Raw genomic sequence first — 24556 nt, 5'->3', positions numbered from 1 at the left:
GTACATGATGACGATGGCGCCGCCGAAGATCAGGTGGAAATGGCCGGTGATCCACTGCGTGTTGTGGATCGTCGCGTCGAGCTGGTAGCTCATGTTGATGAGCCCGCCGGCTCCGCCGAAGCCGAGCATCACGAACGAAAAGGCGAGCGCCAGCATCATCGGATTGCGCCATGGAAGGGCACGAATCCAGCCGAATGCGCCGCGGCCACCGCGCAGCCTGGCGGCGATCTCCACGGAGGCGCAGATCGTGAACACCGTCAGCAGCGTCGGGAGCGCCACCAGCGCCGTGAACGTCGAGTGGATGAACTTGAACCCCGCACCGACCTGCGGGTCCGCGAAGGTATAATGGATGCCGATCGGCATCGCCACGATCAGGAACAGGATGAACGCGATCCGTCCCATCGTGTCGCTGTAGAGGCGGCCACCGATCGCGCGCGGCACAATGGTGTAGTAGGCGATGTAGCTCGGCATCAGCCAGAAATACACGATGGCGTGCAGCGTCCAGGCGAAGAATACGCGGGCGAGCCCAGCGTCGATCGTGGTCCGCCAGCCGAGCGCGACCGGGATGATCTGCAGCAGCAATTCGAGCGGCACCCACGGCCGTCCAGGCCCATAGATAGGAGCCGGCGACGTTCGCGAACATCGCAAGCGGCACTGGCTCGCCCGGGTGTTCGCGTCGCCAGATGCGCAGGTTGATCGACATCAGCGCGCCCCAGATCCAGGAGCCGAGCACCACCAGAACGACGCCGATGTAGTAGAAGGCGTTGCCGATCAGCGGGGGGGTAGAGGGTGTAGAGCACCGAGGCGCGGCCGAGCGCCACCGGCACCATCGCCATGACCGCGCCGGCGACGATCAGCCAGAAGGCCGCCCAGGCCCAGCGCACGCCGACGAGAGGCTGCTTCAGCGCAGACTCGGTGATGGCGTAGCCGAAGCCCATCGCCACCAAGGTCGGAAAAACGTAGCCCATGACCGTGCCGTGCGCGGTGAGCGAACGGTAGTAGAACTCCGGATTGGACAGCCAGGTGCCGAGCGGGCTGTGAATGAACATCTGCCAGGCGCCGAGGCAGAGCGCCAAGCCGAAGGCGGCGAACGCCAGCCAGAAGTGCGCGAGGATGAGCTTCCTATTCACCAACACAGCTCAGCCTCGCCAGCATTCCAGGCCGAACCGCCTCCGTCCTTGCTGAAACGCAACCTCAAAGATGTAAAATCTACATTCGCCATTTCTGATTCTAACGGTTCGTTTACGGATCTTCCGGTCCGCTAGACCGTCGAGATTTGCGCCGCCTCAAAGCGGACGTCCTCCGCACACCCTAGATTCGCGGTGACGCTGTCCGCCCGAGTCCTTCATGACCCTCTTCGTGTATGTTTGCCCTATCACCAAACAACCAGTCCAGCATTGGCTCGATCGGGGCGGCGCGACGCGTCAAAACGAGGCGTTCGTCGCAGTGCCATGCCAGGCCTGCGCGCGGCTGCATTTCCTGAATCCCAGGACGGGCAGGCTACTCGGCGATAAGCCCCGGCGGAAACGGCTGCGCTCAGACGAAGTCGGTCCGCCCAGCGCTCGATCTCGTCGACCTCGGCCTCGATTTCCGTTCCGAGGTCGCCGGCGAAGCCGCGCCATGCGGAAAGATTGCCCTTTCGGAACGCCTATGAGGACCGGAATCTCCCGATCAAGGGCGACGGCGATCAGATGCCGCAGACCTCGGCCTTCGCACTCGGCCTTGCCGAATTTGTTGAGCACCAGGACGTCCGGAGCGCTCTCGAGCGCGGACGCAACCCGGACAGCAACGCCGGTGAGCGCGGATTCGTCGAGCCTGCAGGACGAGGCGCCCGCTCCGCGGTTCTCGAAGATCGCCGACCGGAGGCCGGTCGACAGGTCGTCGAGGATCACATCGCACTGCAGCGCGCCTCCACGACCACCACGCCAACAAGCGCAGCCACTTTCGCCAAGACGCTCGGAAAGAGGGTGACGGCCGGCGAGCCGCGTGCCCCGCACCGGCGAACTCGTCGGCCCTATAAAGCTAGGATTCACATGCCGTCCAAGCTCGACCCACATATTGCTGCGATCGAGGGCTGGCTGGCAGAGTAACCGCAGCTGACGGCGCTCGCCATCGTCGGCCGGCTGAGCGAGATTCAGCCCGAGGAGTTCGGTGCAAGACAGCATTCGATAGTGCAGCGTCTGCTGAGGGCGCTTAGACGGAAGACGGCCGAGCAATTGGTCGCCGCTGCCCCACTGCCGAGGTTGTGGACGGCTCGGGCTATGTAGGGCCCGACCCGCCCACAGCCCCTTTCGTCGAGCAAGCCGGGAAAGCCACCTGGCGCGGCCGATCAGTCGAGGTCGCATCAACCTGTGCAATGGCGCCATAGGGTAACATCCGCTCATGCGGCAATACGGGTGGTCCCAGTCGAACGCCGATTGACATCCCTCCCCGCTACCACCATCGGCCGAAATCCGCCCTTCCCTTCGAAGTCATTGATGGGCCTATGGATTCTGACGCAGCGAATTGCGCCAGGCGTGCCGCAGGCGCGCGTGGATTTCGACACGCCAGATCAGGCCGCCAACCCTGAGCTTAGGGGGAGGCGAGATTCTTAAGCGCCGCCGCGCCGCCCGGCTTGGTCTTGGTCTCGATCTCGGACATGAAGCCTTGTGCCGGCCTCGCTTGCCTTGGACAACGCGCCCCGCGTCCTCGGACAACAGGCGGCCCCGTCGCTGCCCATGGCCGTAACGATTCCCGGAAGGGCCTCCGAGCGCACCTTCCATTAATCCCGCCCCGGCGGCGTGCGGCGATAGGCTCAATACCCGGCGTACAATCGCACTCGGGAGTTAAATGCACTGGACTGCACCCTTTAAATGAGACACGGTAATTACAGTGACAGGCATTCCGAGGATGACCTGTGGCAGTACGAGCGAAGAGCCGTCAGTTTCCGACGGCGTTCAAGCTGAAAGCGATCAAGCGTTGAGCGAGGCGAAGGCGTTCTGGCGGTCGCTCGCGATCTAGGAATAGTACGCAAGATCCTGCATGACTGGGCCAAGGCGTGGAAGGCCCATGGGCCGGAGGGGTTGAACCGCAAGCGGGGACCGAAACCTGGCCCTCGAAAGCTCAAGCCTCTGGCGGCCTATGACGAGAAGCGCTCGGCTCTCGCGCAGGCGAAGAACGCGCGGATAGCCGAGCTCGAACGGCTGGTTGGCCGCCAGTAGATGGACCTCGATTTTTCTCGGCAAGCCTTGCGCGCATTGGAGCGGCCGGCAGCGCAAGGCAAACCCGTATCCCCATCATCGAAGTCATCAAGACAATGACATCGAGCACAACCGATTCCCACGCTGATGTGCTGCACCTGTGCCGGCTCGCAGGCCTGCCGCGCGCAACCTATTATCGGCGTCTCGCCAGACAGGACAGCAAGGCGGCCGAGTGCGAATTGCGCGACCTGATCCAGCGCATCTGCCTGAAACATATTTTCTACGGCTACCGGCGTGACCGCGATGCTCAGGCGCCAGGGCATAGCCGTGAATGCCAAGAAAGTTCTTAGATTAATGCGCGAAGACAATCTGCTCGCGCAGCGCAAGACGCCGTTCCTGAAGCCGCCCGCGGAGCGACCATCGGGCGTTCTCGTCGTCCCCAATCTCATCCGCGGCCTGGCGCCATCCGCCCCCGATCAGATCTGGGTCGCCGATATCACCTATGTCCATCTGGCCAAGGCCTTCGCCTATCTCGCCGTCATCCTCGACGCATTCTCACGCAAGGTGGTTGCTGGGCCTTCGAGAACACGCTCGATGCTTCTCTTGCCATTACGGCTCTGGAGAAAGCGATCGCTGCGCGACGGCCGCCGCCGGGCAGTCTGATCCATCACTCGGACGGCGGTGTGCAATATGCTTCCATTGCCTATCGCAAACTGCTGGCCGATCGCGACATCACCGTCAGCATGAGCCGACCGGGCAATCCGTTCGACAATGCAAAAGCCGAAAGCTTCATGAAGACGTTGAAGGCCGAAGAAATTAACGGCAAGGCCTTTGTCGACCTCGCTGACGCCCGCCGCCGCATCGACCGCTTCATCGCAGACGTCTACAACAAGGAACGCCTACATTCGGCGCTCGGCTACCGATCGCCCCTTGAGTTCGAAACGGCGTTCGCGCAGACAAGGTGCAATAACGCACCGTGGCAACCGCACTGTCACTGCATTTTCGTGTCTCACTTTTGGGGTGCACTCCAGCACTGTAGTGGCATGTCGCGAGATTGCGCCAAGCTTCGAAAACCGCCTGGTTCAGGGTCAGCGGACATTGTCGCAAGCCATAGGTTCGTACAGCGGATCCAATGCCCGGCGGACATTGGGAACGCTCGGCCGTGTTGCCTGTGCGCTCAGTACCTGTGCCTCGACGAAGGCGGAGAGTAGGCCGAGCGCGAGATCAGAATGCTGTGCTTCGATCGCTCTGTCCAGCCACTCGGGCAGCTCGCGCTCGCGCGAAAGGGCGCAATACCACTCCCCCTGATCATAGGCGATGCGACGAACTTGCCAGAGCGGCAATTCAATCTCAATCAGGGCCAGCGCAGCGTCTGCCCAGGCCTCCGCATCGATCAAGCGCGTCAGGCGTCCTGTCTTTTCGTTTTGTCCGAGAGACAGGAAGCGCCGGCAGGCCTTGTCGAGGATGTCCCACATCAGCGGGCGGGTCACAACATGCGCGATCCGTAGCCGCTCGATGAGCACCATGGGATCGAAATGCTGGGTGACGTGGGGCAGGGTGACGACGGTCATGGGAGTTTTCTCGGCCAACCGGCCAAGCGGACCGGCACCGTTAACATGGTCCGGAAGGGCATTTGAAAACGAGGCGAGGCGGCCTGCAGAAAAATAAGTATTTCATAAACGTGGTCGCGGTCCGTTGCGGGATGCCGCGGCTGGGCTTCGGAATCAAGATCGAGGCGAGAGGGGTCGCGTCGGCCTACCACCCGCCTTTATGAAATTCATATAACTTAGCCATCGCCCTCACCTCGAAAACCTATGGCTGAAGTGGCAGTTCAGCGCCATGCCATTCCCGGCTGTCCGCTCGGCAAGAATGTGCTGCATTTAACATACCGCAATCGACCGCCGGAAACAGAGGAATAGTTGCGTCAGGAAATAGGCGCGACGAGGAGTATCTCCATGATGGACATTCTGATGCTGGCGCTGGCCTTCGGGTTCTTTGCGCTCGCGATCGGCTACACCTTCGCCTGCGAACAGCTGTGACGGGAGTGTGGTCATGATTTTCGACTATACGCTTGCTGGCGCCGTCTCGTTCGGCCTGCTCATCTATCTGACCTACGCGCTGCTGCGGCCCGAGCGCTTCTGACGTGCTCGTTCTCCTGAAGCTGCTTCTGGCGGATGTCATTCTCGTCGTCCTCCTGCTTGCTTTGCTTTTTGCGCTGTTGCGCTCAAGACAGTTCATCAAAGCTTGATGCCAAGGACATAGACCATGACCGTGATCGGTTGGCTCCAGATCATCCTCTATTGCGCCATCATCGTCGCGCTGACAAAGCCGGTCGGCGGCTACATGACGCGCGTCTTTACTGGCGAGCGCACCTTCCTGTCGCCGGTGCTGCGCCCGGTCGAGGCCGGGATCTATTGGATATCCGGCGTTGACGAGAGGCGCGAACAGCATTGGCTGACCTATACGATCGCCATGCTCTTGTTCCATGTCGGCGGCTTCCTGATCATCTATGGGCTGATGCGGCTGCAAGCCGTGCTGCCGTTCAACCCGGCCGGTCAGTCCGCGGTCGCCGAGGATCTCTCGTTCAACACCGCGATCTCCTTCATCACCAACACCAACTGGCAGAACTACGGCGGCGAGAGTACGCTGTCTTACCTGGTTCAGATGGTCGGGTTGACACACCAGAATTTCCTGTCGGCGGCGACCGGCATCGTCCTGGCGGTGGCACTGATCCGTGGCTTCGCGCGCGCCTCGATGCGCACCGTCGGCAATTTCTGGGTCGACGTGACCCGCTGCACGCTCTACGTCCTCCTGCCGATCTGCATCATCTACACGCTGTTCCTGGTCTGGCAGGGCATGCCGCAGACGCTTGGGGACTACGTTGAAGCGGCCACGCTCGAAGGCGCCAAGCAGACAATCGCGGTCGGCCCTGTCGCCTCCCAGGTCGCGATCAAGATGCTCGGCACAAACGGCGGCGGCTTCTTCAACGCCAACGCCGCCCATCCCTTCGAGAACCCGACCGCGCTGTCGAATTTCGTCCAGATGCTATCGATCTTCGTGCTCGGCGCTGCCCTCACTAACGTGTTCGGTCGCATGGTCGGTAACCAGCGCCAGGGCTGGGCCATCCTCGCCGTCATGGGCGTGCTGTTCATCGCCGGCGTCGCCGTCACCTACTGGGCAGAAGCCAGCGGCACCAACACGCTCAGCGCGCTGGGCCTGACCGGCGGCAATATGGAAGGCAAGGAAGTCCGCTTCGGCATCGTCGCGTCCTCGCTGTTCGCCGTGATCACCACGGCCGCCTCCTGCGGCGCGGTCAACGCCATGCATGACAGCTTCACTGCGCTCGGCGGCATGATCCCGCTGATCAATATAGAACTCGGCGAGATCGTTGTCGGCGGCGTCGGCGCCGGCATGTATGGCATCCTGCTGTTCGTCATCCTCGCGATCTTCGTCGCAGGCCTGATGGTCGGCCGCACGCCGGAATATGTCGGCAAGAAGATCGAGGCGCGCGAGGTCAAGATGGCGATGCTCGCCATTCTCATCCTGCCGCTGATGATCCTAGGCTGGACCGCGGTCGCGGTGGTGCTTCCCTCCGCTGTGGCCTCGATGGCCAATGCCGGCCCGCACGGCTTCTCCGAAGTGCTCTATGCCTACACCTCGCAGACCGGCAACAACGGTTCGGCCTTTGCAGGTCTGACTGGCAATACGCCCTTCTACAACATCACTGGCGGTGTCGCGATGTTCGTCGGCCGCTTCTTCATGATCATCCCGGCAATGGCGATTGCCGGTTCGCTGGCGGGCAAGAAATCGATCCCGCCCTCGATGGGCACGTTCCCGACCACGGGCGGGCTGTTCGTCGGCCTCGTCGTCGGCGTCATCCTGATCATCGGCGGCCTGACCTTCTTCCCGGCGCTCGCGCTCGGCCCCATCGTCGAGCATCTCGCGATGAACGCCGGCAACGTTTTCTGATCCCGCTTTTGGAGTGATCTCCATGGAACCTATTCACAAGCCCAACAAGCGCATGCCGGTCTCGGCTATGCTGGATCCGAAAATCGTGGTGCCCGCCTTTGGTGCGGCTTTCACCAAGCTCGATCCACGCTTCATGATCAAGAACCCTGTGATGTTCGTGGTCGAGATCGTGGCTGCGCTCACCACCGTGATCTTCCTGCGCGACGTCTTCACCGGCGGCGAGCATCTCGGCTTCACCTTCCAGATCATCCTCTGGCTGTGGTTTACCGTGCTGTTCGCAAATCTGGCTGAAGCGGTCGCAGAAGGCCGCGGCAAGGCGCAGGCGGAATCGCTGCGAAAGACCCGCACTGAGGGCCAAGCCAAGCTTTTGACCGGATCGGGGCGCGAGTTCAGGCTCGTGCCGGGCACCGGCCTGAAGGTCGGTGACCTCGTGCTGGTCGAGGCGGGCGATACCATTCCGTCCGACGGCGAGGTGATCGAGGGCGTTGCTTCCGTCAACGAGGCCGCCATCACCGGCGAGTCCGCACCCGTCATCCGCGAGTCCGGCGGCGACCGCTCGGCGGTGACAGGCGGCACGCAGGTGCTGTCCGACTGGATCCGCGTTCGCATCACGGCGGCACAGGGCTGGACCTTCATCGATCGCATGATCAAGCTGGTCGAAGGCGCCGAACGGCAGAAGACGCCGAACGAGATCGCGCTCAACATCCTCTTGGCCGGCCTTACCATCATTTTCGTGTTTGCCACCGTCACCATTCCGAGCTACGCGGCCTATGCCGGCGGCTCGATCTCGGTGGTCGTGCTGGTCGCGCTCTTCGTGACGTTGATCCCGACTACCATCGGCGCGTTGTTGTCGGCCATCGGCATCGCCGGCATGGACCGCCTCGTGCGTTTCAACGTGCTGGCGATGTCCGGCCGCGCGGTCGAGGCCGCCGGTGACGTCGATACGCTCCTGCTCGACAAGACCGGCACCATCACGCTCGGCAACCGCCAGGCGACAGCCTTCCGTCCCCTGCGCGGTGTCACCGAGCAGGAGCTTGCCGATGCGGCCCAGCTCGCCTCGCTCGCCGACGAGACTCCGGAAGGTCGCTCCATCGTCGTGCTGGCGAAGGAGAAATATGGCATCCGCGGCCGCGAAATGGCCGAGCTGGGAGCGACCTTCATTCCGTTCACGGCGCAGACCCGCATGAGCGGCGTCGATGCAGGCGGCTCGTCGGTGCGCAAGGGCGCGGCCGATGCCATACTGAACCATATCGGTGGCGGTGCGCCGCTGGCGGTTGCGTCGGGCAACACCGCGCGGGCGATCCAGCCGGCAGCGCTGTCGGATCTCGGCCGCGAGGTTCAGACCATTGCCGATGACATCGCCAAGGCCGGCGGCACGCCGCTTGCGGTTGCCAAGGACGGCAAGCTGCTCGGCGTCATCCAGCTCAAGGACATCGTCAAGGGCGGTATCCGCGAGCGCTTTGCCGAGCTGCGCCGCATGGGCATCCGTACTATCATGATCACCGGCGACAATCCGATGACCGCCGCCGCGATCGCAGCGGAAGCCGGCGTCGACGACTTCCTGGCGCAGGCCACCCCCGAGGACAAGCTCAAGCTGATCCGCGACGAGCAGGCCAAGGGCAAGCTGGTTGCGATGTGCGGTGACGGCACCAACGACGCACCGGCACTCGCGCAGGCCGATGTCGGCGTCGCCATGAACACCGGCACGCAGGCGGCCCGCGAGGCCGGCAACATGGTCGACCTCGACTCCAACCCGACCAAGCTGATCGAGGTGGTCGAGATCGGCAAGCAGCTCCTGATGACGCGCGGCGCACTGACGACGTTCTCCATCGCCAACGATGTCGCGAAATATTTCGCGATCATCCCGGCGATGTTCCTGGCGTTTTACCCGCAGCTCAATGTGCTCAACGTCATGAACCTGTCGAGCCCGCAGAGCGCCATCCTGTCGGCGATCATCTTCAACGCGCTGATCATCATCGGGTTGATTCCGCTGGCACTGAAGGGCGTTGCCTATCGCGCGGTCGGTGCCGGCGCGCTGCTTCGCCGCAATCTGCTGATCTACGGCCTCGGCGGCATCGTCATTCCCTTCCTTGGTATCAAGGCGATCGACCTCGTGGTCACCGCCCTGCATCTGGCTTGAGGAGCCTGTCATGTTAAGAGAAATTCGCCCCGCCCTTGTCCTGCTCGTGGCGCTCACCGTCATCACGGGACTGGCCTATCCGCTCGGGATGACCGGCATCGCCGGCGTGCTGTTTCCGAAGCAGGCGCAAGGCAGCCTGATTGAGAGGGATGGCAAGGTCATCGGCTCGGCCCTGATCGGCCAGGAGTTCAAGGACGACAAATATTTCCACGGTCGCCCCTCGGCGACGGTGGCGCCGGACCCGAATGATTCGACCAAGATGGTCTCCGCGCCCTACAACGCCGCCAATTCGGGCGGCTCCAACCTTGGCCCGACCAGCAAGCCCTTGGCCGACCGGGTCAAGGAAGATGTGGACAAGCTGAAGGCGGAGAACCCGAACCAGCCGGTGCCGGTCGACCTGGTCACCACCTCCGGCAGCGGCCTCGACCCGAACATCTCACCGGAGGCGGCACAATTCCAGGTGCCGCGGGTGGCCAAGGCGCGGAATATGTCCGAGGATTCCTTGAAGCGGCTTGTGGCCGCGAACACTGAGGGCCGGCTGCTCGGCCTCCTCGGCGAGCCTCGGGTCAACGTGCTGGCTCTCAACGTCGCGCTCGACGGCGCGGCCAAGTAATGGTCGCGGCTAGGCCCACGTCGGCTGGATGTCTATAATGCTCTGATGGTCCGAGAGCGCCGCGATCCCGAACAACGACCGTCGCCTGAGGCGCTGCTGGAGGCCGCCCGGCGCGAGGACGGCGCGGCTGGCAAGCTCAAGATCTTCGTTGGCGCCGCTCCCGGCGTCGGCAAGACCTACGAGATGCTGCAAAGCGCCCACGCCAAACGCAAGGCCGGAGTCGACGTTGTCGTGGGCGTGATCGAGACCCACGGCCGCGCCGAGACCGAAGCGCTGTTGCACGGGCTTGAGGTGATCCCGCGCAAGCGGCTCGAATACCGTGGCCACTTCCTGGACGAGATGGATCTCGATGCGCTGATCGCGCGCCGGCCGCAGATCGCCCTCGTCGACGAGCTCGCCCATACCAATGCGCCCGGCAGCCGCCATCCCAAGCGCTATCTCGACCTCGAGGAGCTCCTGTCCCACGGCATCGATGTCTATACCGCCGTCAACATCCAGCATATCGAGAGCCTCAACGACGTTGTCGCCCAGATCACGCATGTGCGGGTGCGCGAGACGGTGCCGGATTCGGTCTTCGACCGCGCCGACGCGATCGAACTGATCGACCTCACGCCCGACGACCTCATCCAGCGGCTGAGGGAGGGTAAGGTCTATGTGCCAAAGCAGGCCGAGCGCGCGCTGGAGCACTATTTCTCCCCGGGCAATCTCACGGCGCTCCGCGAACTGGCGTTGCGGCGCACGGCCGAGCGGGTTGACGAGCAGCTCCTCACCCACATGCAGGCCAACGCTATCGCCGGTCCCTGGGCCGCGGGCGAGCGCATCCTGGTCTGCGTCAGCGAGGATCCGCGGGCAGCAGGCCTCGTGCGCTACACCAAGCGCCTCGCCGACCGGCTGCACGCGCCGTTCACCGCGATCTCAATCGAGACGCGGCGCACCCTGCAGCTCTCCGACGAGGAGCGAGACCGGCTCGCCGACACCCTGCGGCTCGCCGAATCGCTCGGCGGCGAGGCGCTGACCATTCCCGGCGTCGGCCGCCGGATTGCTGATGATGTCGTTGGCTTCGCGCAAGCCAACAACGTCACGCAGATCGTGATCGGCAAGTCGACACGCTTGCTCTGGTTCGAACTGACCCGCGGCTCGGTCGTTCACGACCTCGTGCGCCGCTCAGGCAACATCACCGTCCATGTCATCGCTGGCGAAGAACTGGCGGGCGAGCTTGCGCCGAAGACTTTGGTGCAGACGGCGGCGCGCACCGAGCCGTTCGACCCGCGGTCCTATTTGAAGGCGCTCGGCATTGTACTGGTGGGCTTGGGCGCGGCAGAGCTGATACAGCCCTACTTCGGCATCGAGAACGTTGATCTCATGCTTTTGACCTCGGTCGTGGCGGTTGCGGTGCGCTACGGACTGTGGCCTTCGCTGCTGGCCACGGTGGCGGCGTCGCTCTGTTACAATTTCTTCTTCATGCCGCCGATCTACACCTTCACGATCACCGATCCGACCAACGTCGCGGCGTTCATCCTGTTCATGGTGATCGCGATGCTGGTGTCCAATGTCGCGGCGCGCGTGCGCCGCCAGGCCGATACCGCGATCGGCCGCATCCGGATGACGGAGCAGCTCTACGCCTTCAGCAGGAAGCTCGCCGGCACCGCCACGCTCGACGACGTGCTGTGGGCCACCGCTTATCAGACTGCGCTGATGCTGAAGGTCCGGGTGGTGCTGCTGCTGCCGGACGACGGGCTGCTCACCGTCAAGTCGGGCTATCCGCCCGAAGACCAGCTCGACCAGGCCGACCTTGCCGCCGCCAACTGGGCTTGGAGCAACGACCGTCCTGCCGGCCGCGGCGCCGACACGCTGCCCGGCGCCAAGCGGCTGTTCCTGCCGATGCGCACCGGGCGCGGCCCGATCGGCGTCATCGGTATCGACAACGACCGCACCGGTCCGCTGCTGACGCCGGATCAGCGCCGGCTGCTCGACGCGCTGGTCGATCAGGGGGCGCTCGCGATCGAACGCGTGCTGCTGGTCGAGGACATGGACCGCGTCAAGCGCACCGTCGAATCCGAGCGGCTGCGCTCCGCGCTCTTGACCTCGATCTCGCATGATCTGAAGACGCCGCTCGCTTCTGTGCTGGGTGCGGCCTCGACCATGCGCGATCTCGCCGGCGCGCTGTCGGACACCGAGAAGCGCGACCTGCTTGTCACTGTGATCGACGAGTCCGAGAGGCTCAACCGTTTCATCGCCAATCTCCTGGACATGACCAAGCTCGAGTCCGGCGCCATTGTCCCGAAAACCGCGCTGCACGATCTCGGCGAGATCGTCGGCAGCGCGCTCCGCCGCGCCAGCAAGATCCTTGCCCACCACAACATCGAGCTTGAGCTCGCCGCGGACCTGCCGATGCTCGAGCTGGACGCCGTGCTGTTCGAGCAGGTGCTCTTCAACCTGCTCGACAACGCCGCAAAATACTCTCCGCCAGACAGCTCGATCTTTGTCCGGGGCCGGCTCGACAAGAACCAGGTCGTCCTGGAGGTCGCCGATGAAGGTGAGGGTATTCCGGCCAACGAGCTCGAGACCGTGTTCGACAAGTTCTATCGCGCTCAGAAGGGCGACCACGTCCGTCCCGGCACGGGACTCGGGCTGGCGATCTCCCGCGGCTTCGTCGAAGCGATGCGAGGCACGATCTCGGCCGCCAACCGCAGTGATCGCAGCGGAGCGGTGCTGACCATTCGTTTACCCGTTCCGACTGACACTCACGCACTGGACACCGCCGCATGAGCGCTCCTCCGATCAAAGTCCTGGTCATCGACGACGAGCCGCCAATCCGAAAGCTGCTTCGGATGGGCCTCTCGACGCAAGGCTATGAGATCCTGGAAGCGCCCAGCGGAAAGATCGCACTGGAGAAGCTCACGGAGAATCCGGCGCTGATTATCCTCGACCTCGGCCTGCCGGACATCCAGGGGCACGAGCTGCTACGCAGCATCCGCGGCCGCAACGAGAGCGTACCGATTGTCGTGTTGTCGAGCCGCGGCGACGAGGCCGGCAAAGTGCAGGCGCTCGATCTCGGCGCCGACGATTACCTCACAAAGCCATTCGGGATGGACGAACTGTTGGCACGCATGCGTGCCGCGCTGCGCCATCAGCTGCAGGTCAAAGGCGAGCGCCCGGTGTTCCGCACCGGCGATCTCTCTGTCGATCTCGTACGTCGTATGGTTAAGGTCGGTGAACGGGACGTGAAGCTCTCCCCGAAGGAGTACGATCTGTTGCGATTGCTGGTGCAGCACGCCGGTAAAGTGCTCACCCACAGAGTTCTGCTCAACGAGCTCTGGGGCGAACTGACAGATGCGCAATACTTGCGCGTCTATGTGCGCCAGCTTCGCCAAAAAATCGAAATTGACCCTGAACGGCCCCAATTTGTTCTGACGGAGACCGGAATCGGTTATCGACTCCGAGCTCCAGATTAGCGGTGCTGAGACTGGTCCGTTGTTGGGCGCAACGCGGTAGCCCTTCGATGGAAGAAAATGTGAATGAGTGCTGCTTACGCCCCGGCCGGATTTGGCGGGCGCTACGCTAGTTGCCAGGCTGGACCTGCCTACGCGCGTCACGCGCGTTCTTGAGGCGCATGGATTGACAACGGTTCAGGCGGTTCGCGGAGCTCCCGACAAAAGCTTGCTCAGCTTGCCCGGTTTGCGCCCCCGGTTCGGTGAAACTCCTGACAGAAACTCTTGGACTGCCGTAACCGATTGAAGTGCTACCAACTCATGAATAGGTCGGCTATATCAAGGAGGCGGGGCCGTGCCTTAAGCATCGAGAACGCGCCGTAGCTCATCCTCGACCGCGCCCTTCAACTTCCTCCATGGCGGTGACTATCGTCTTCGGCGAGGATGAAGTGCACGGCATTTGGACAATTTTGCCGACCGTCTTCGCTCCATCGAGGCACCCTTATGCAAGTTCATTGTCGAGCTGCAATTCGAGGCCATCTTCGCGAAAATGCTCGGCAAGACGGTGACGGCCGGCCTAGCCGCCTGCCACGCACCCGGCGAGCTCGCCGTCCCTAAAACCAGGGTTCGCATGCCCTCCAAGCTCGAGGCACACATCGCGGCGATCGGGGGCTGGCTGCGGCGCAATACGAGGGTTCAAACAGCGCGCAGAATCAGGCTGGGCGAGACTTTCTGCTTTGGAGCACCGGCCGGCAACACCGCGTCAACTTTGAATCAAGTTTCCAGGGTGGCCGGCCCCTAGGGCGTTGACCGCGGCAGACAACTGCGCGAGTCTGCGGTGCTGATCATTGCAGTAGTCCACAGTGTAGTCGCCAGTGTAGTCCGTAGCCCGCCGGCTCGCGTTGTTTTATCGAGGTAATTGGCGGATAGGCTTAAATCGGTCCGAGAATCCCTCCCTCTCCGCCATCTGACCGCTACGCGCGAAAACCCCGGTAAAACAAGGGGCGCCGAGAGCCCCCGGATTCGGTGGGGGAGAACCACGGTGGAGAACCGCGGATCGTTCAATTCATCCCAATTTGCCACCATTGCAACGATTGCGGAAGCCGAATTCCTGCAAGAACGATCCGGAGCCCAACCCTCTGGGCCACATCCCGAGCGGCCTTAGCCGCTGGGCTGATCGGCCACTCCCGTGTCATAGAGTTTCGCAGCGGTGCGAATGGAGCGGCTCGATCCTAGGCTCAAAGACTGCAGGCGTTCTAAGTTGGTTTTCTAGAAAATATTTTCCCGTGACCCCGCGAAGCGAGTTCAATGGCAAAGGATCATTTCGTCGCCCAAACCTATCTCCGGCAATGGGTAAACCCGGCCACCGATAAGATGCGGGGTTACGGCAAGCGGACCGGTAAGGAATTTCCATGCGCTACAGATAATGTCTGCCGGGAGTGGGATTGGGACGTAAACCCTCGCTTCGGGGACAATCCGCGACTGATGGGTGATTTTCGGAAAATCTTCGAACCTCAATGGAGGCCGGCAGTCTCTGCAGCTCGCGTCAGCCAGATGTCGATCGACGACCGGTTCGCTATCGCAGGATACTGGGCCTTGCTTACGACCTGCACGCCGTCATGGCATCGCAACGCAGTGCAGGTCGCGAACAAGCAAATCGCCGACTTCATTCCACTCGCGGCACGTCATCTCGCCAAGGAAAAGCCCGAGTATCAGGAGTTCGTGGAAGACGCGCTCGCAAAGGGAAAAATCCAGCCGAACTCCGATCTGCTCGATATCAAGGCGATGCTGACGCAGCAGCTCACACAAACGACATTTCTTTTATACCAGCAGGACTGGGTGATCATTCGCAACGATACCGAGGCGGCGTTCATCACAAGCGATAACCCGTCTTCCGTACTTCCGCGCCGGCCCTTCTCTCAAGGACTCGTTCGCTTCCTTCCACTTGCGCCGGATCTCGCCCTGCTGACAGCGATCGATCCCAAACTACAGCGCGCTGCCAACATCGACGACCTCGCCGGCAAGCCCTGTCGTCACTGGCTCCTCAAGCCGGATGGCGTCCGTAAAGAGCATATCGAGCGGCTGGCGACCGATATGAGTTGGAGCCTGCTGGAGAACTACGTTCGCTGGGTCGCGAACGAGGAAGCCTTCGCCCAGAACATCAACGATCTCGCGGACGAGGGCACGGGAAAGCTGCTTGAGCTGACGGTCAAATACAAGAACCTGGAGTGGTCATTCTCGTGCGGCGAGGGCGATCTCGCCGGGCACGAGGGCGGCGGGGAGCACTCCCGGGTTCCCCACTGGCATTTCCAAATGTACGTCGATGGCAGGCCATTCGTGCGCTACAACGACTATCATCTGCCGCTGTCCGAAGCGGACGCGGGCTTTCTGCAGTTCATGCGTGATCATCCCGGAAAGGTCCATAGGCGGCTGGCCGGCGGCGCGGGAATGAGCGAGGTATTTCACGAGTCGATGCTCGAGGAACTCGTCGCGAAGGGCCGGTCCGGCGCCAGCGACGAGGACGTGGAGAAAGCCCCGATCAAGCTCGACACTATTATCATGGCTGACCCGGGCACCACGATCCGCGGCGAAGATGTCTACAATCTGCTCCAGGCCGCCCGGGCGGAAGGCGTCACGGCGACGAGCAAGATGCGCGGGCTCAAGAACGTGACGGTACGGACCACCGTCTCCGCCGGTCCCGGCGTCGTGCGACAGGCGCCGCGTTCGGGACGCAAACGGGGCCGCGACCAGGAGGCCGTCCGGCGCGACCGCGCCTGGCGCGAGCAGCAGAAGCGCGAGATCTGAGACCACCGCCCGCGAACGGGAGGCCCGGCTTGCCGAGAGGGCGGCTGTTTCGTCGCATTTCGTGGCGATGACGGACGCGCTTCAAGCGACGGCTTCGTCGGGTAGCGTGAGGATCGTCAGGATCTCGTCGTTCGGCAGCAGAAAAGACTGCTCCTCGACCTCCGAGCGGTCGCATCCCTTGAAGCTGAACCAGGCCTCGGCGGGCGTTTTCCTCGGAAAGTTCTGCTCGGCCTCTCCGTCGAACAGCATGTGACCTGCATAGCTTTCTCGGTCGAGCGTGTCGGAAGGGAACCACCAGTTCTGGACCATTTTCGAGCGCCTGAACCAGCGCCGACGCGTCCTGCCGTGACAGACCACGATCATTGGAAACCGATTCAGGCACGCGATCTTGACGGCCGTCGCCGTGTCGCTCACGCGAAACTCGTGGGCGAGTTCGCGAACGGCAGACAATGTGGGTCGCCTCATCTTGCGCACGCGCGGAACGACCATGAAGTCCGGCAGAATGAGATCGGAGGCGAAATCGTCGGCTTGACGCTCGGGATTGAGGGCGTCGTCGCGGAAGTTGCAGACTTCGTCCTTCCCGCAGAAGAGAATGCGGCCGCGATGATGGTGCCAGTGGCCCAATTCGTGAGCCAGGGAGAAGCGCCTCCTCTCGGGCATGCTGAGACTGTTCACCGAGATGACGGCTTTGCGCTTCGTACCGATGATCCTCGCTTCGCATCCGTCCATCGGGCGGTAGTTCACCGCCGCGCCCTTGATCCACGCGATCGCGTCGAGATCGATGTCCTTCGGCTCCGATATTCCAAGGTCGATCAAGGTGCGTTCCGCGGCGGTGATTGCGGTCATTCCTCTAGATCGCCTTCGTTTTCCAGCGCTTCCAGTTGGGCCAGATCGTCCAATGCGCCTTCTTCGTCGCGCGCCGAAAGCTTCTTTCCCTGGCGAGCCGCCATCATCATGCCTTCCATGTTTTCGCCGGCGCCGGAGCGCATGGCTCCGAGTTTGCCTCGCACCCGCTCCCTGTCGATCCGGGAAGCGTTGGAAGGCTCTGACCCGCGGGCAGCTATCGCAGTCCTCGCCTGATCGAGCTTGGCCTTTCCGCACGATCTCTTCGCCTCATCGAGGATGGCATCCAATTCCGCAACGACCTTGGCCTCGTCCAAACCTTCTTCGGCCAGAAGCGCCTGCAATTGTGTCGGCGAGGCATTCAAAATGTCCTCGTCGAAGGCGTCGGAAATGCGCTGCAGTTCGTTGCGCCCGGGATTCTTCCTGGTCATGATGGAAGCCCTTCTGGGAATTTCTTTTTCACGGCCTTCTTGATCCGCCGCATGGCGTAGTCGTACGCCGCCTGATCGACTCCGATCTCATCCCGCAATTCCTTTCCTCGTTTTCCGTCCGCGAGCGCCACGACGACGAACTGCGCCTCCTCGTCGCCGTCGAGGCATCCGTAGATCGCGGACACGATGTCGGCATCTTCCTGTTCGATGAGCGACAGTTCCGGATTGTGCTGGTCGGTGAGGACCTGCAGATCGTGTATGTCCTCCGTCTTCGATTTCGCGTTCTTTCGCTCGCGCTTAAGCTTCGCACGACGGTGGTACGCGAGGTTCTGCATCGTCTTCGCGAGGAAGGCGATCACGGGGACGTCGATCGGGCACTTCCGCCTGCCGAGCAGAGTGAGGCAGAGGGCTTCACGGTAGAGCTCGCCGTCCCCGAAATCGGTGCCAGAGCTGCGCCTTCGCTCGATCAACTTGAGACGCGACTTGTCCTCGGCAGAAAAGACTTCGAGCGCCTTCAGCACCTCCTCGGGAGCGAGATGCTCGGGATCCTGCGGTCGGGTACCGCTCACGGCTTCCGTGTCGCTCATTCGGTCTCAGCGGCTGCTGCCCCTGTATGCCGGCCTCGATCGGCTTTTCGGACAAGCAGACGAAAATGTTTCGCCTGCGAGTCCGAAACGGCCGACCGCGGTGGCATACGTGCGTGACGGCATCAAAACGAGGTTGGCTGGTCCATCGAGCGTAGCAGAAAGCGTTACCGAATCGAAGGTCTGCGTGCCGTTCACTGGAGGGTCTGGGAATGCATAAAAACATCGTCGTCTTCTCCGACGGCACCGGCCAGGACGGCGGTGCCCGTCCGGAGCAGCGGATCAGCAACATATATAAGATGTACCGCATCTCGCGCGATCACGCCGAGACCGGCATCGATCCGGCGCGGCAGGTCGTATTCTACGACGCCGGCCTCGGCACCGACCTCGGCGCCACCGCGCTGACCGCGCCGGTCCGCTTTGTTCAGAAGCTGCTCGGGTCCGTCACCGGCGCCGGCATCAAGCGCAACATCGCCGACTGCTACGAGTTCATCGTCAACCACTACGAGCCCGGTGACCGGATCATGCTGTTCGGATTCAGCCGCGGGGCCTATACGGTCCGCAGCCTGGCCAACCTGCTGATGCTCTGCGGCGTGCCGACAAAGGGTCCGGACGGTCCGTTGATGCGCTACCGCAAGCAGGTTAAGGACGTCGCCTGGGAGGCGGTCGACACGGTACTCGAACACGGCGCCGGCCATCCGCGCGAGGAGTTCGAGGCCGAGCGCCTCGAACTGGCGCGTCGTTTCCAGGTCAAGTACGGATCCGGAGACGGCAGCGACTCCAGCGTCGCGCCCTACTTCATCGGGGTCTTCGACACCGTGGCGGCCCTCGGCGCCAGCGGCCTGCGCTACTTCGTCATCCAGGCAGGCCTGGCCACCGGCGTCGCCACCGCAGCGTTCGCCGCCGGCTTCCTTCCCGCCGTCGGGATCGCGCTGCTGTGCTCGTGGCTAGGCGCCGGCTTCATGCTATCGGGTTTCCTCGCGCAGATCGGCATCGTCGCCGGCGCGCTCGGCGCGTTCTGGTACTGGCAGAACAAGTCCACGACCAAGACGATCGTCGACTACCCGAAGCCTGGAGAATCCCGCTCGCACAAGGCCGAATGGAAGGGCACGAACTTTGACCGGCTCCTCAGCCGCCACGTCGCGTTCGCCCGCTCCGCCAACGCGATCGACGAACGGCGTAAGGATTTCGACCGCGTCGGGTGGGGCGGCGGCAACGAGGGCGCGCCGGTGTTCCCCGGGCACGAGCGGCTTCGCCAGTGGTGGTTCGCCGGCAACCATTCCGATGTCGGCGGCTCTTATCCGGAGCCCGAGTCCCGCCTATCCGACATCGCGCTGGAATGGATGTGCCGCGAAGCGATCTCCATTCCTGACGGCCTGCTCACAGGCCCCATCTTCGTGGACGGGACGAAGCTGGAAGGAACGGGCGACGCTGGCCAGGCGCTAAACATCCGTCCGGACGCCGGCGGCGTGCAGCACTGCGAGATAGCCGGCATGCGCGATACCATCGACGCCATGGCCGACTCGCTGCCGAAGTGGGGGTGGCTGCGCCGTCTGCTCGGCCGTCAGAACTGGGAGATCAAGATCCGCGACGTGGGCACGGAGGCAAAGGTCCATCCGAGCGTCGCACGACGCTTCGACCTGCCCGCGGTCGTACAGTGCGCGGCAGGAACGGCACCCTACCGGCCGGAAGCGCTCGCCCAGCACGTCGATTTCAAGCGATACTACGAGAGCGCCACGCCCGAACACGAGCCCGTTCGACCTGCCGCACCCCAAGCGGTCGGCGGCTGACCGAGGAACGAAAGGACAGGCCGATGACCATGAAGGCGGTATTCGTCGGCATCGACCGTCATCGATCGCCGGACGTACCGGAGCTCGGCGGTGCGAAGCGCGACGCGACCGCGCTGTGGGCATTGTTCTCGGACTCGGTCCCGGGGCTCGCCTCGCGGCTGCTCGTCGACGACCAGGCCACGCTGGCGGCGGTGAGGGATGCGGTCGTCGGCACCCTGAACGACGCGGGCGCCGACGACATCGCGGTCGTGAGCTTCGCCGGCCACGGCTCTCCAGACGGCAGCTTGGTCCTGTACGACACTGAGCCCACCGACCTCGCCGGCTCGGCGCTGTCGATGACGGTATTGGCCGAGGCGTTCCGGACGACGAAGGCCAGGGTGGTTCTGTGCATCCTGGACTGCTGCTTCAGCGGTCACGCGCCGGCCCGCGTGATCGAGACCTCGGCCACCCCGCGCAGCGCCTTCGCGCTGACCGGCATCTTCGGCGAGGGGCGCATCCTGCTCGCGGCCTGCGCGCCGGCCGAAGCCGCGTGGGAGCAGCCCGGCACCGGTCACGGCCTGCTGACCTACGCGACCATCGAGGCGATGAGTGGAAGCGTCGGCGCGCCCGTCAGCTTCCCCGCGGTCGCCGACGAGATCATCCGCCTGACGCGAGTCGAGGCGACCCGCATCGGCGTGACGCAGACGCCCGCGTTCCTCGGCAACGTCCAGGGCGGCCTGGTCTTCCCAGCGCTGGTGCGCGGCGCCAACTATGCCGCCGCTTTCCCGCCCGTGCCGGTCCACCGCATCACCGGCTCCTTCGCTGAGCTCGCCGGCGTCGGTATGCCGCAGGAGATCGTCGATGGATGGAGCGGGGTCTTCCCCGATGGCCTTAACGCGCTGCAAATCAAGGCCGTGAACGAATTCGGCATGCTCGCCGGCAAGTCGCTCCTCACGTTCGCGCCGACCAGCAGTGGCAAGACCCTGATCGGCGAACTCGCCGCGATCCGCGCGGTCAGCGCCGGCAAGAAGGCTGTCTTCCTGCTGCCGTACCGGGCCTGGTGAACGAGAAGTTCGAGGATTTCGGCGCGCGCTATTCGCCCGCGGGTTTGCGCGTCGTCCGCTGCAGCGGCGATGCTTCCGACGGCGTCGGCCCCGTCCTGAGCGGTCGCTACGATCTCGGCTTCTTCACATACGAAATGTTCCTGAATCTGGCGCTGTCTTCCCGCGCCTGCTCAATCAGCTCGGTCTCGTCGTGCCTGACGAAGGACAGTTCATCACGGATCCGGCGCGCGGCATCACCGTCGAACTGATCTTCGCGATGCTGCTGCGCGCCCGTCAGCGCGGCATTGATCCTCAACTCGTCGTTCTGTCCGCCGTTATCGGCAAACTCAACGGCTTCGACCGCTGGCTCGAGCTACCGCTGCTCACCTCGCGCGACCGCCCCGTGCCGCTGATCGAAGGCGTGCTCGACCGGCGCGGGGACTTCCAGTTCGTCGACGTCGACGGAACGAGCAAGACCGAATCCCTCATCCCGCCGGGCCGGAACGTGCAGCGCCGCGACAAGCCGAGTTCGCAGGATGTCATCGTCCCGCTCGCCAAGCAGCTTGTCGCCGCCGGCGAGAAGATCATCGTGTTCCGCAATAAGCGCGGTCCCGCACAGGGTTGCGCGCGCTATCTGGCGAAGGAATTGGCATTGCCGCCCGCGACCGCCGTGCTGGGCGCCCTTCCGACCCAGGATTTGACGGCGGCCTCGCAGGATCTGCGCGGGTGCCTGGAAGGCGGCACTGCCTTCCACAACACGAATCTGCTGCGCGCCGAGCGCGAGGCGGTCGAGCGGGGATACCGCGCTCAGGGTGGTCAGATCCACGCTCTCGCCGCGACCACAACGCTCGCCGCCGGAATCAACAGCCCGGCCTCGACGGTCGTCCTGGTGGAGAACGAATTCGTCGGCGAGGATGGCCGCCCCTTCACCATCGCCGAATACAAGAACATGGCAGGTCGCGCCGGTCGCCTCGGCTTCAACGAGACCGGCAAGGCGATCATCCTGGCCGACACGCCGATCGAGCGTGCGCAGCTGTTCCGGAAGTACGTGCTCGGCACGCCGGAAGACGTGACGTCGTCGTTCAAGCAGCGGGATTTGCCGACCTGGATACTGCGGCTTCTCAGCCAGGTCCGCGGGGTGCGCGCCGCAGAAGTCGCGGGGCTGCTCGCCAGCACGTTCGGCGGCTACTCCGCTTCACTGGTAAATCCGTATTGGATCCGCCAGACCGAAGACGAAATCGCCGCGCTCGTCGACCGCCTCCTGCTGGCCGGTCTTGCCGAGCGCGACGGCGACTTGATCCGCCTGACGCTGCTCGGACAGGCCTGCGGAGCGTCTTCCCTGACCTTCGAGTCGAGCCTGCGCCTGATCGAATTGATGCGTCAGCTGGACATCGCGCGGGTCGATCAGGTGAAGGTGCTGGGCATCATTCAGGTGCTCGCCGAGATGGACGCGATTTACACGCCCGTGATGAAGAAAGGGCGCGCCGAGTCCGTCCGCGCCAGCGAAGTCGGCCAGCGTTACGGCGGCGAGATGGTGCAGTTTCTGCAACGCTACTGCGACGGCGAGGTCGAGTTCTGGGCGCGCTGCAAGCGCGCGATCATCCTATTCGATTGGATCGAGGGAGTCCCTGCCGACGAGATCGAGCGACGCTACACGACGAATCTACGCCAGGGGGTCGTCAGCTACGGCGACATCGTGCGGATAACCGACGGGACCCGCTTTCATCTTCGGTCCGCTCACCGCATCCTATCCGCGCTGTTCCCCGATCAGCCGGCCTTACTGCTGACGTTCGACGACCTGTTGCGCCGCATCGAATTCGGGTTACCCGCCTCCGCGCTGAACCTGACGGTATTGCCGGCGGCTTTGACGCGCGGACAGTATCTCGCTCTTCATGCGGCGGGCGCGCGGACGCTCGACGCGGTCCTCTCGCTGGGTCCGGACATCCTCGAAAGGTGCGTCGGGAAAGGGGCCGCGGAAACCATCGGCGAGATCGCGCGGGACAATGCGCCGGCCGCCTAGCAGTAATGCCGCCATCTCGCGTTGGATGGCGAACAGGACATCGATGAGCTTAACCGCCTGGCCATCGATGTGTGGACGGACCACGTCCTGTTCCGGCCATCTGGTCCGCGCCGGCGGGAGAAAAGTTACCAACGCAGCTGCGATGCGAGCCGCATCGGGGCGGGCGGCGCGCCCGGCCGCCGGACCGGCCCGGGCGGCGTCGCCGTGGAGAAATTCCGAAAAGAAGAAATTCAAGGACCCGTTTCCAAGGACTCGTTTTCTCAAGGATTCGATTTCCAAGGATTCGTTTTTCGAAGGATTCGTTCTCCAAGGATTTGTTTCTCAGTCTGGAGGGACGTCGGCCAGCGGCTGTTGGACAACACCTGCACGCAGCGGACCGGCCGCCACGAGGAAGACGGCTGCTGGCCGTCTTACGACGCGCCGTGACAGGCCCTATGGCGCCCAAGCACCATCAGACGCCGCTTTCGGGAGGCGACCGCAAAGCTCTGAAGAAGGAGCTCGGCAAGGCACGCGCGATGACCAGCATCCTCGCCGCGCAGGCCGAGGCGCGAACTAAGGGCGAGGCTCTCATCAAGCAGGCCGACCGGCTTCTGTGCGAGTCATGGAACGAGCGCATGTGGGCTGACGGCGAGCCGATCGACCCGTCACCGACTGTCGACCAGGCCGTCAACGGCGGCTACAATTGGCTGCAGATCGAATGCTCGCGCTGCCAGGCCGCTCGTGACGTCGACCTCGCGGTGCTCACCCATCCGTCAACGACGTTCGTGCACGACCTTGCCGGCCGATTGCGGTGCCGGAAGTGTGCCAAAGCTGGCAAGCGTACGGCTGCCACCCTGCTGCAGCTGGGCCAGCGGGCCCGGCATCGGGATCCGGAGACCTGACCTTTGTGCAATCTCTATTCGATCACCACCAACCAAGCCGCCATGAGCGAGCTGTTCCGTGTCGTCAACCGGTACGTCGGCAACCTGCCGCCGATGCCCGGGGTCTTTCCTGACTACAAGGCGCCCATCGTCCGGAACGGCGCCGATGGCCGGGAGCTCGTGACTGCTCGCTGGGGCATGCCATCGTCGCAACATGCGCTGATGGAGGCGACCAAAAAGCGTGCGGCTAAGCTCGAAGCCAAAGGCAAGCCAGTCGATTTCAAGGAATTGCTGCGGAAGGAGCCGGACAGCGGCACGACCAACATCCGCAACGTGAAATCGAAACACTGGACGCGCTGGCTCGGCGTCGAGAATCGCTGCGTGGTGGCCTTCAACTCGTTCAGCGAGTTCAATAGGGCCGAAGGCGGCGACATCTGGTTCGCGCTCGACGAAAGCCGGCCGCTCGCGTGCTTCGCCGGCATCTGGACCAACTGGACGTCGGTGAGGAAGGTCAAGGAGGGCGAAACCACCAACGACCTCTACGCTTTCCTGACGACGGACGCGAATGCCGAGGTCGGCGCCATCCACCCGAAGGCGATGCCTGTGATCCTCACGACCTCCGACGAGGTCGAAGCCTGATGACGGCGCCTGCCGAGGAAGCCCTGAAGCTGCAGCGCCCCCTCCCCGACGGGGCGGTCCGGATCGTCGCCCGGGGTGTGAAGGAAGATCCCGCGCCGGCGACGTAACGTTCTGCACAGTCGCTGCGGAACAGGTGGACAAGATTCAGCTCTGCCGATTGCGAATCCCTGACCCGTGCTAACCGCCCGGAACGAGCAGGCGGGCGGAAGGATTCGTCCAGTCAGGAGTGA

The 24556-nt window shown here is 63.5% G+C and carries 19 protein-coding genes and 3 pseudogenes; 16 read left to right on the top strand and 6 right to left on the bottom strand.

Annotation, left to right across the window (positions count from 1 at the left end; genetic code table 11):
• A pseudogene (locus WA702_RS27285) lies at nucleotides 1–1136 on the bottom strand (cbb3-type cytochrome c oxidase subunit I); the annotation flags it as partial.
• On the opposite strand from WA702_RS27285, the gene WA702_RS27280 reads away from it, so the two are divergent.
• Entirely contained in the window at nucleotides 1038–1265 is a 228-nt protein-coding gene (locus WA702_RS27280) for a hypothetical protein (protein ID WP_425113648.1), read from the top strand. The pseudogene WA702_RS27285 and the gene WA702_RS27280 sit on opposite strands and share 99 nt — an antisense overlap.
• Before the next feature lie 159 nt (nucleotides 1266–1424).
• On the opposite strand, the gene WA702_RS27275 is transcribed toward WA702_RS27280, so the two are convergent.
• A complete protein-coding gene (locus WA702_RS27275; RefSeq protein WP_425113647.1) occupies nucleotides 1425–2057 on the bottom strand; it encodes a DUF2478 domain-containing protein in 633 nt (210 codons plus the stop codon).
• A 1425-nt stretch (nucleotides 2058–3482) separates the two neighbouring features.
• On the opposite strand from WA702_RS27275, the pseudogene WA702_RS27270 reads away from it, so the two are divergent.
• A pseudogene (locus tag WA702_RS27270) lies at nucleotides 3483–4111 on the top strand (IS3 family transposase); the annotation flags it as partial.
• A gap of 156 nt (nucleotides 4112–4267) precedes the next feature.
• Here WA702_RS27270 and WA702_RS27265 read toward each other — a convergent pair.
• Nucleotides 4268–4750 carry a hypothetical protein gene (locus WA702_RS27265; protein WP_425113645.1) on the bottom strand — a complete coding sequence of 161 codons (483 nt, stop codon included), beginning with the start codon at nucleotides 4748–4750 and terminating at the stop codon, nucleotides 4268–4270.
• A 481-nt stretch (nucleotides 4751–5231) separates the two neighbouring features.
• Between WA702_RS27265 and WA702_RS27260 the strand changes: the two genes are divergently transcribed.
• From WA702_RS27260 to WA702_RS27225, 8 genes are all read left to right on the top strand, one after another.
• On the top strand, nucleotides 5232–5321 hold the full coding sequence (locus tag WA702_RS27260; protein WP_035677463.1) for a K(+)-transporting ATPase subunit F: 90 nt from the start codon (nucleotides 5232–5234) through the stop codon (nucleotides 5319–5321).
• Nucleotides 5322–5444: 123 nt separating this feature from the next.
• Nucleotides 5445–7148, top strand: coding sequence for a potassium-transporting ATPase subunit KdpA (kdpA, locus tag WA702_RS27255; RefSeq protein WP_425113644.1), 1704 nt, complete (start codon nucleotides 5445–5447; stop codon nucleotides 7146–7148).
• Nucleotides 7149–7170: 22 nt separating this feature from the next.
• Nucleotides 7171–9288: a potassium-transporting ATPase subunit KdpB gene (gene kdpB, locus WA702_RS27250; protein ID WP_425113643.1), complete on the top strand. Its 2118-nt coding sequence runs from the start codon at nucleotides 7171–7173 to the stop codon at nucleotides 9286–9288.
• A 10-nt stretch (nucleotides 9289–9298) separates the two neighbouring features.
• On the top strand, nucleotides 9299–9901 hold the full coding sequence (locus WA702_RS27245) for a K(+)-transporting ATPase subunit C (RefSeq protein ID WP_425113642.1): 603 nt from the start codon (nucleotides 9299–9301) through the stop codon (nucleotides 9899–9901).
• A 45-nt stretch (nucleotides 9902–9946) separates the two neighbouring features.
• Entirely contained in the window at nucleotides 9947–12670 is a 2724-nt protein-coding gene (locus tag WA702_RS27240) for a DUF4118 domain-containing protein (RefSeq protein ID WP_425113641.1), read from the top strand.
• The gene (locus WA702_RS27235; protein ID WP_425113640.1) at nucleotides 12667–13356 is read left to right on the top strand and encodes a response regulator; all 690 of its coding nucleotides are present in this window, start codon (nucleotides 12667–12669) and stop codon (nucleotides 13354–13356) included. The genes WA702_RS27240 and WA702_RS27235 overlap by 4 nt, the downstream gene beginning before the upstream one ends.
• A 436-nt stretch (nucleotides 13357–13792) precedes the next feature.
• Complete coding sequence (locus WA702_RS27230; protein WP_425113639.1) at nucleotides 13793–14134, top strand: hypothetical protein; 342 nt, start codon at nucleotides 13793–13795, stop codon at nucleotides 14132–14134.
• Nucleotides 14135–14640: 506 nt separating this feature from the next.
• Nucleotides 14641–16137, top strand: coding sequence for a DUF4238 domain-containing protein (locus tag WA702_RS27225; protein WP_425113638.1), 1497 nt, complete (start codon nucleotides 14641–14643; stop codon nucleotides 16135–16137).
• Between the two features lie 81 nt (nucleotides 16138–16218).
• Here WA702_RS27225 and WA702_RS27220 read toward each other — a convergent pair whose 3' ends face one another.
• From WA702_RS27220 to WA702_RS27210, 3 genes are all read right to left on the bottom strand, one after another.
• Entirely contained in the window at nucleotides 16219–16881 is a 663-nt protein-coding gene (locus tag WA702_RS27220) for an ImmA/IrrE family metallo-endopeptidase (protein ID WP_425113637.1), read from the bottom strand.
• Between the two features lie 98 nt (nucleotides 16882–16979).
• A complete protein-coding gene (locus WA702_RS27215) occupies nucleotides 16980–17411 on the bottom strand; it encodes a hypothetical protein (RefSeq protein ID WP_425113636.1) in 432 nt (143 codons plus the stop codon).
• Complete coding sequence (locus WA702_RS27210) at nucleotides 17408–17998, bottom strand: sigma-70 family RNA polymerase sigma factor (protein ID WP_425113635.1); 591 nt, start codon at nucleotides 17996–17998, stop codon at nucleotides 17408–17410. The genes WA702_RS27215 and WA702_RS27210 overlap by 4 nt, the downstream gene beginning before the upstream one ends.
• A 209-nt stretch (nucleotides 17999–18207) precedes the next feature.
• On the opposite strand from WA702_RS27210, the gene WA702_RS27205 reads away from it, so the two are divergent.
• From WA702_RS27205 to WA702_RS27180, 6 genes and pseudogenes are all read left to right on the top strand, one after another.
• Nucleotides 18208–19785: a DUF2235 domain-containing protein gene (locus WA702_RS27205; protein WP_425113634.1), complete on the top strand. Its 1578-nt coding sequence runs from the start codon at nucleotides 18208–18210 to the stop codon at nucleotides 19783–19785.
• Nucleotides 19786–19808: 23 nt separating this feature from the next.
• Entirely contained in the window at nucleotides 19809–20828 is a 1020-nt protein-coding gene (locus WA702_RS27200; RefSeq protein WP_425113633.1) for a caspase family protein, read from the top strand.
• A 190-nt stretch (nucleotides 20829–21018) separates the two neighbouring features.
• Nucleotides 21019–22827: a DEAD/DEAH box helicase gene (locus WA702_RS27195; RefSeq protein ID WP_425113632.1), complete on the top strand. Its 1809-nt coding sequence runs from the start codon at nucleotides 21019–21021 to the stop codon at nucleotides 22825–22827.
• Nucleotides 22828–22848: 21 nt separating this feature from the next.
• Nucleotides 22849–23253, top strand: coding sequence for a hypothetical protein (locus tag WA702_RS27190; RefSeq protein ID WP_425113631.1), 405 nt, complete (start codon nucleotides 22849–22851; stop codon nucleotides 23251–23253).
• Nucleotides 23254–23261: 8 nt separating this feature from the next.
• The gene (locus WA702_RS27185) at nucleotides 23262–23708 is read left to right on the top strand and encodes a hypothetical protein (RefSeq protein WP_425113630.1); all 447 of its coding nucleotides are present in this window, start codon (nucleotides 23262–23264) and stop codon (nucleotides 23706–23708) included.
• Nucleotides 23709–23711: 3 nt separating this feature from the next.
• Nucleotides 23712–24433, top strand: a pseudogene (locus WA702_RS27180) (SOS response-associated peptidase).
• Nucleotides 24434–24556: the final 123 nt, after the last annotated feature.

The organism is Bradyrhizobium sp. (assembly GCF_049798375.1).
GTDB lineage: Bacteria > Pseudomonadota > Alphaproteobacteria > Rhizobiales > Xanthobacteraceae > Bradyrhizobium.
The sequence above is the reverse complement of the archived record's forward strand: the minus strand, read 5'-3'. Positions and strand labels throughout refer to the sequence as shown.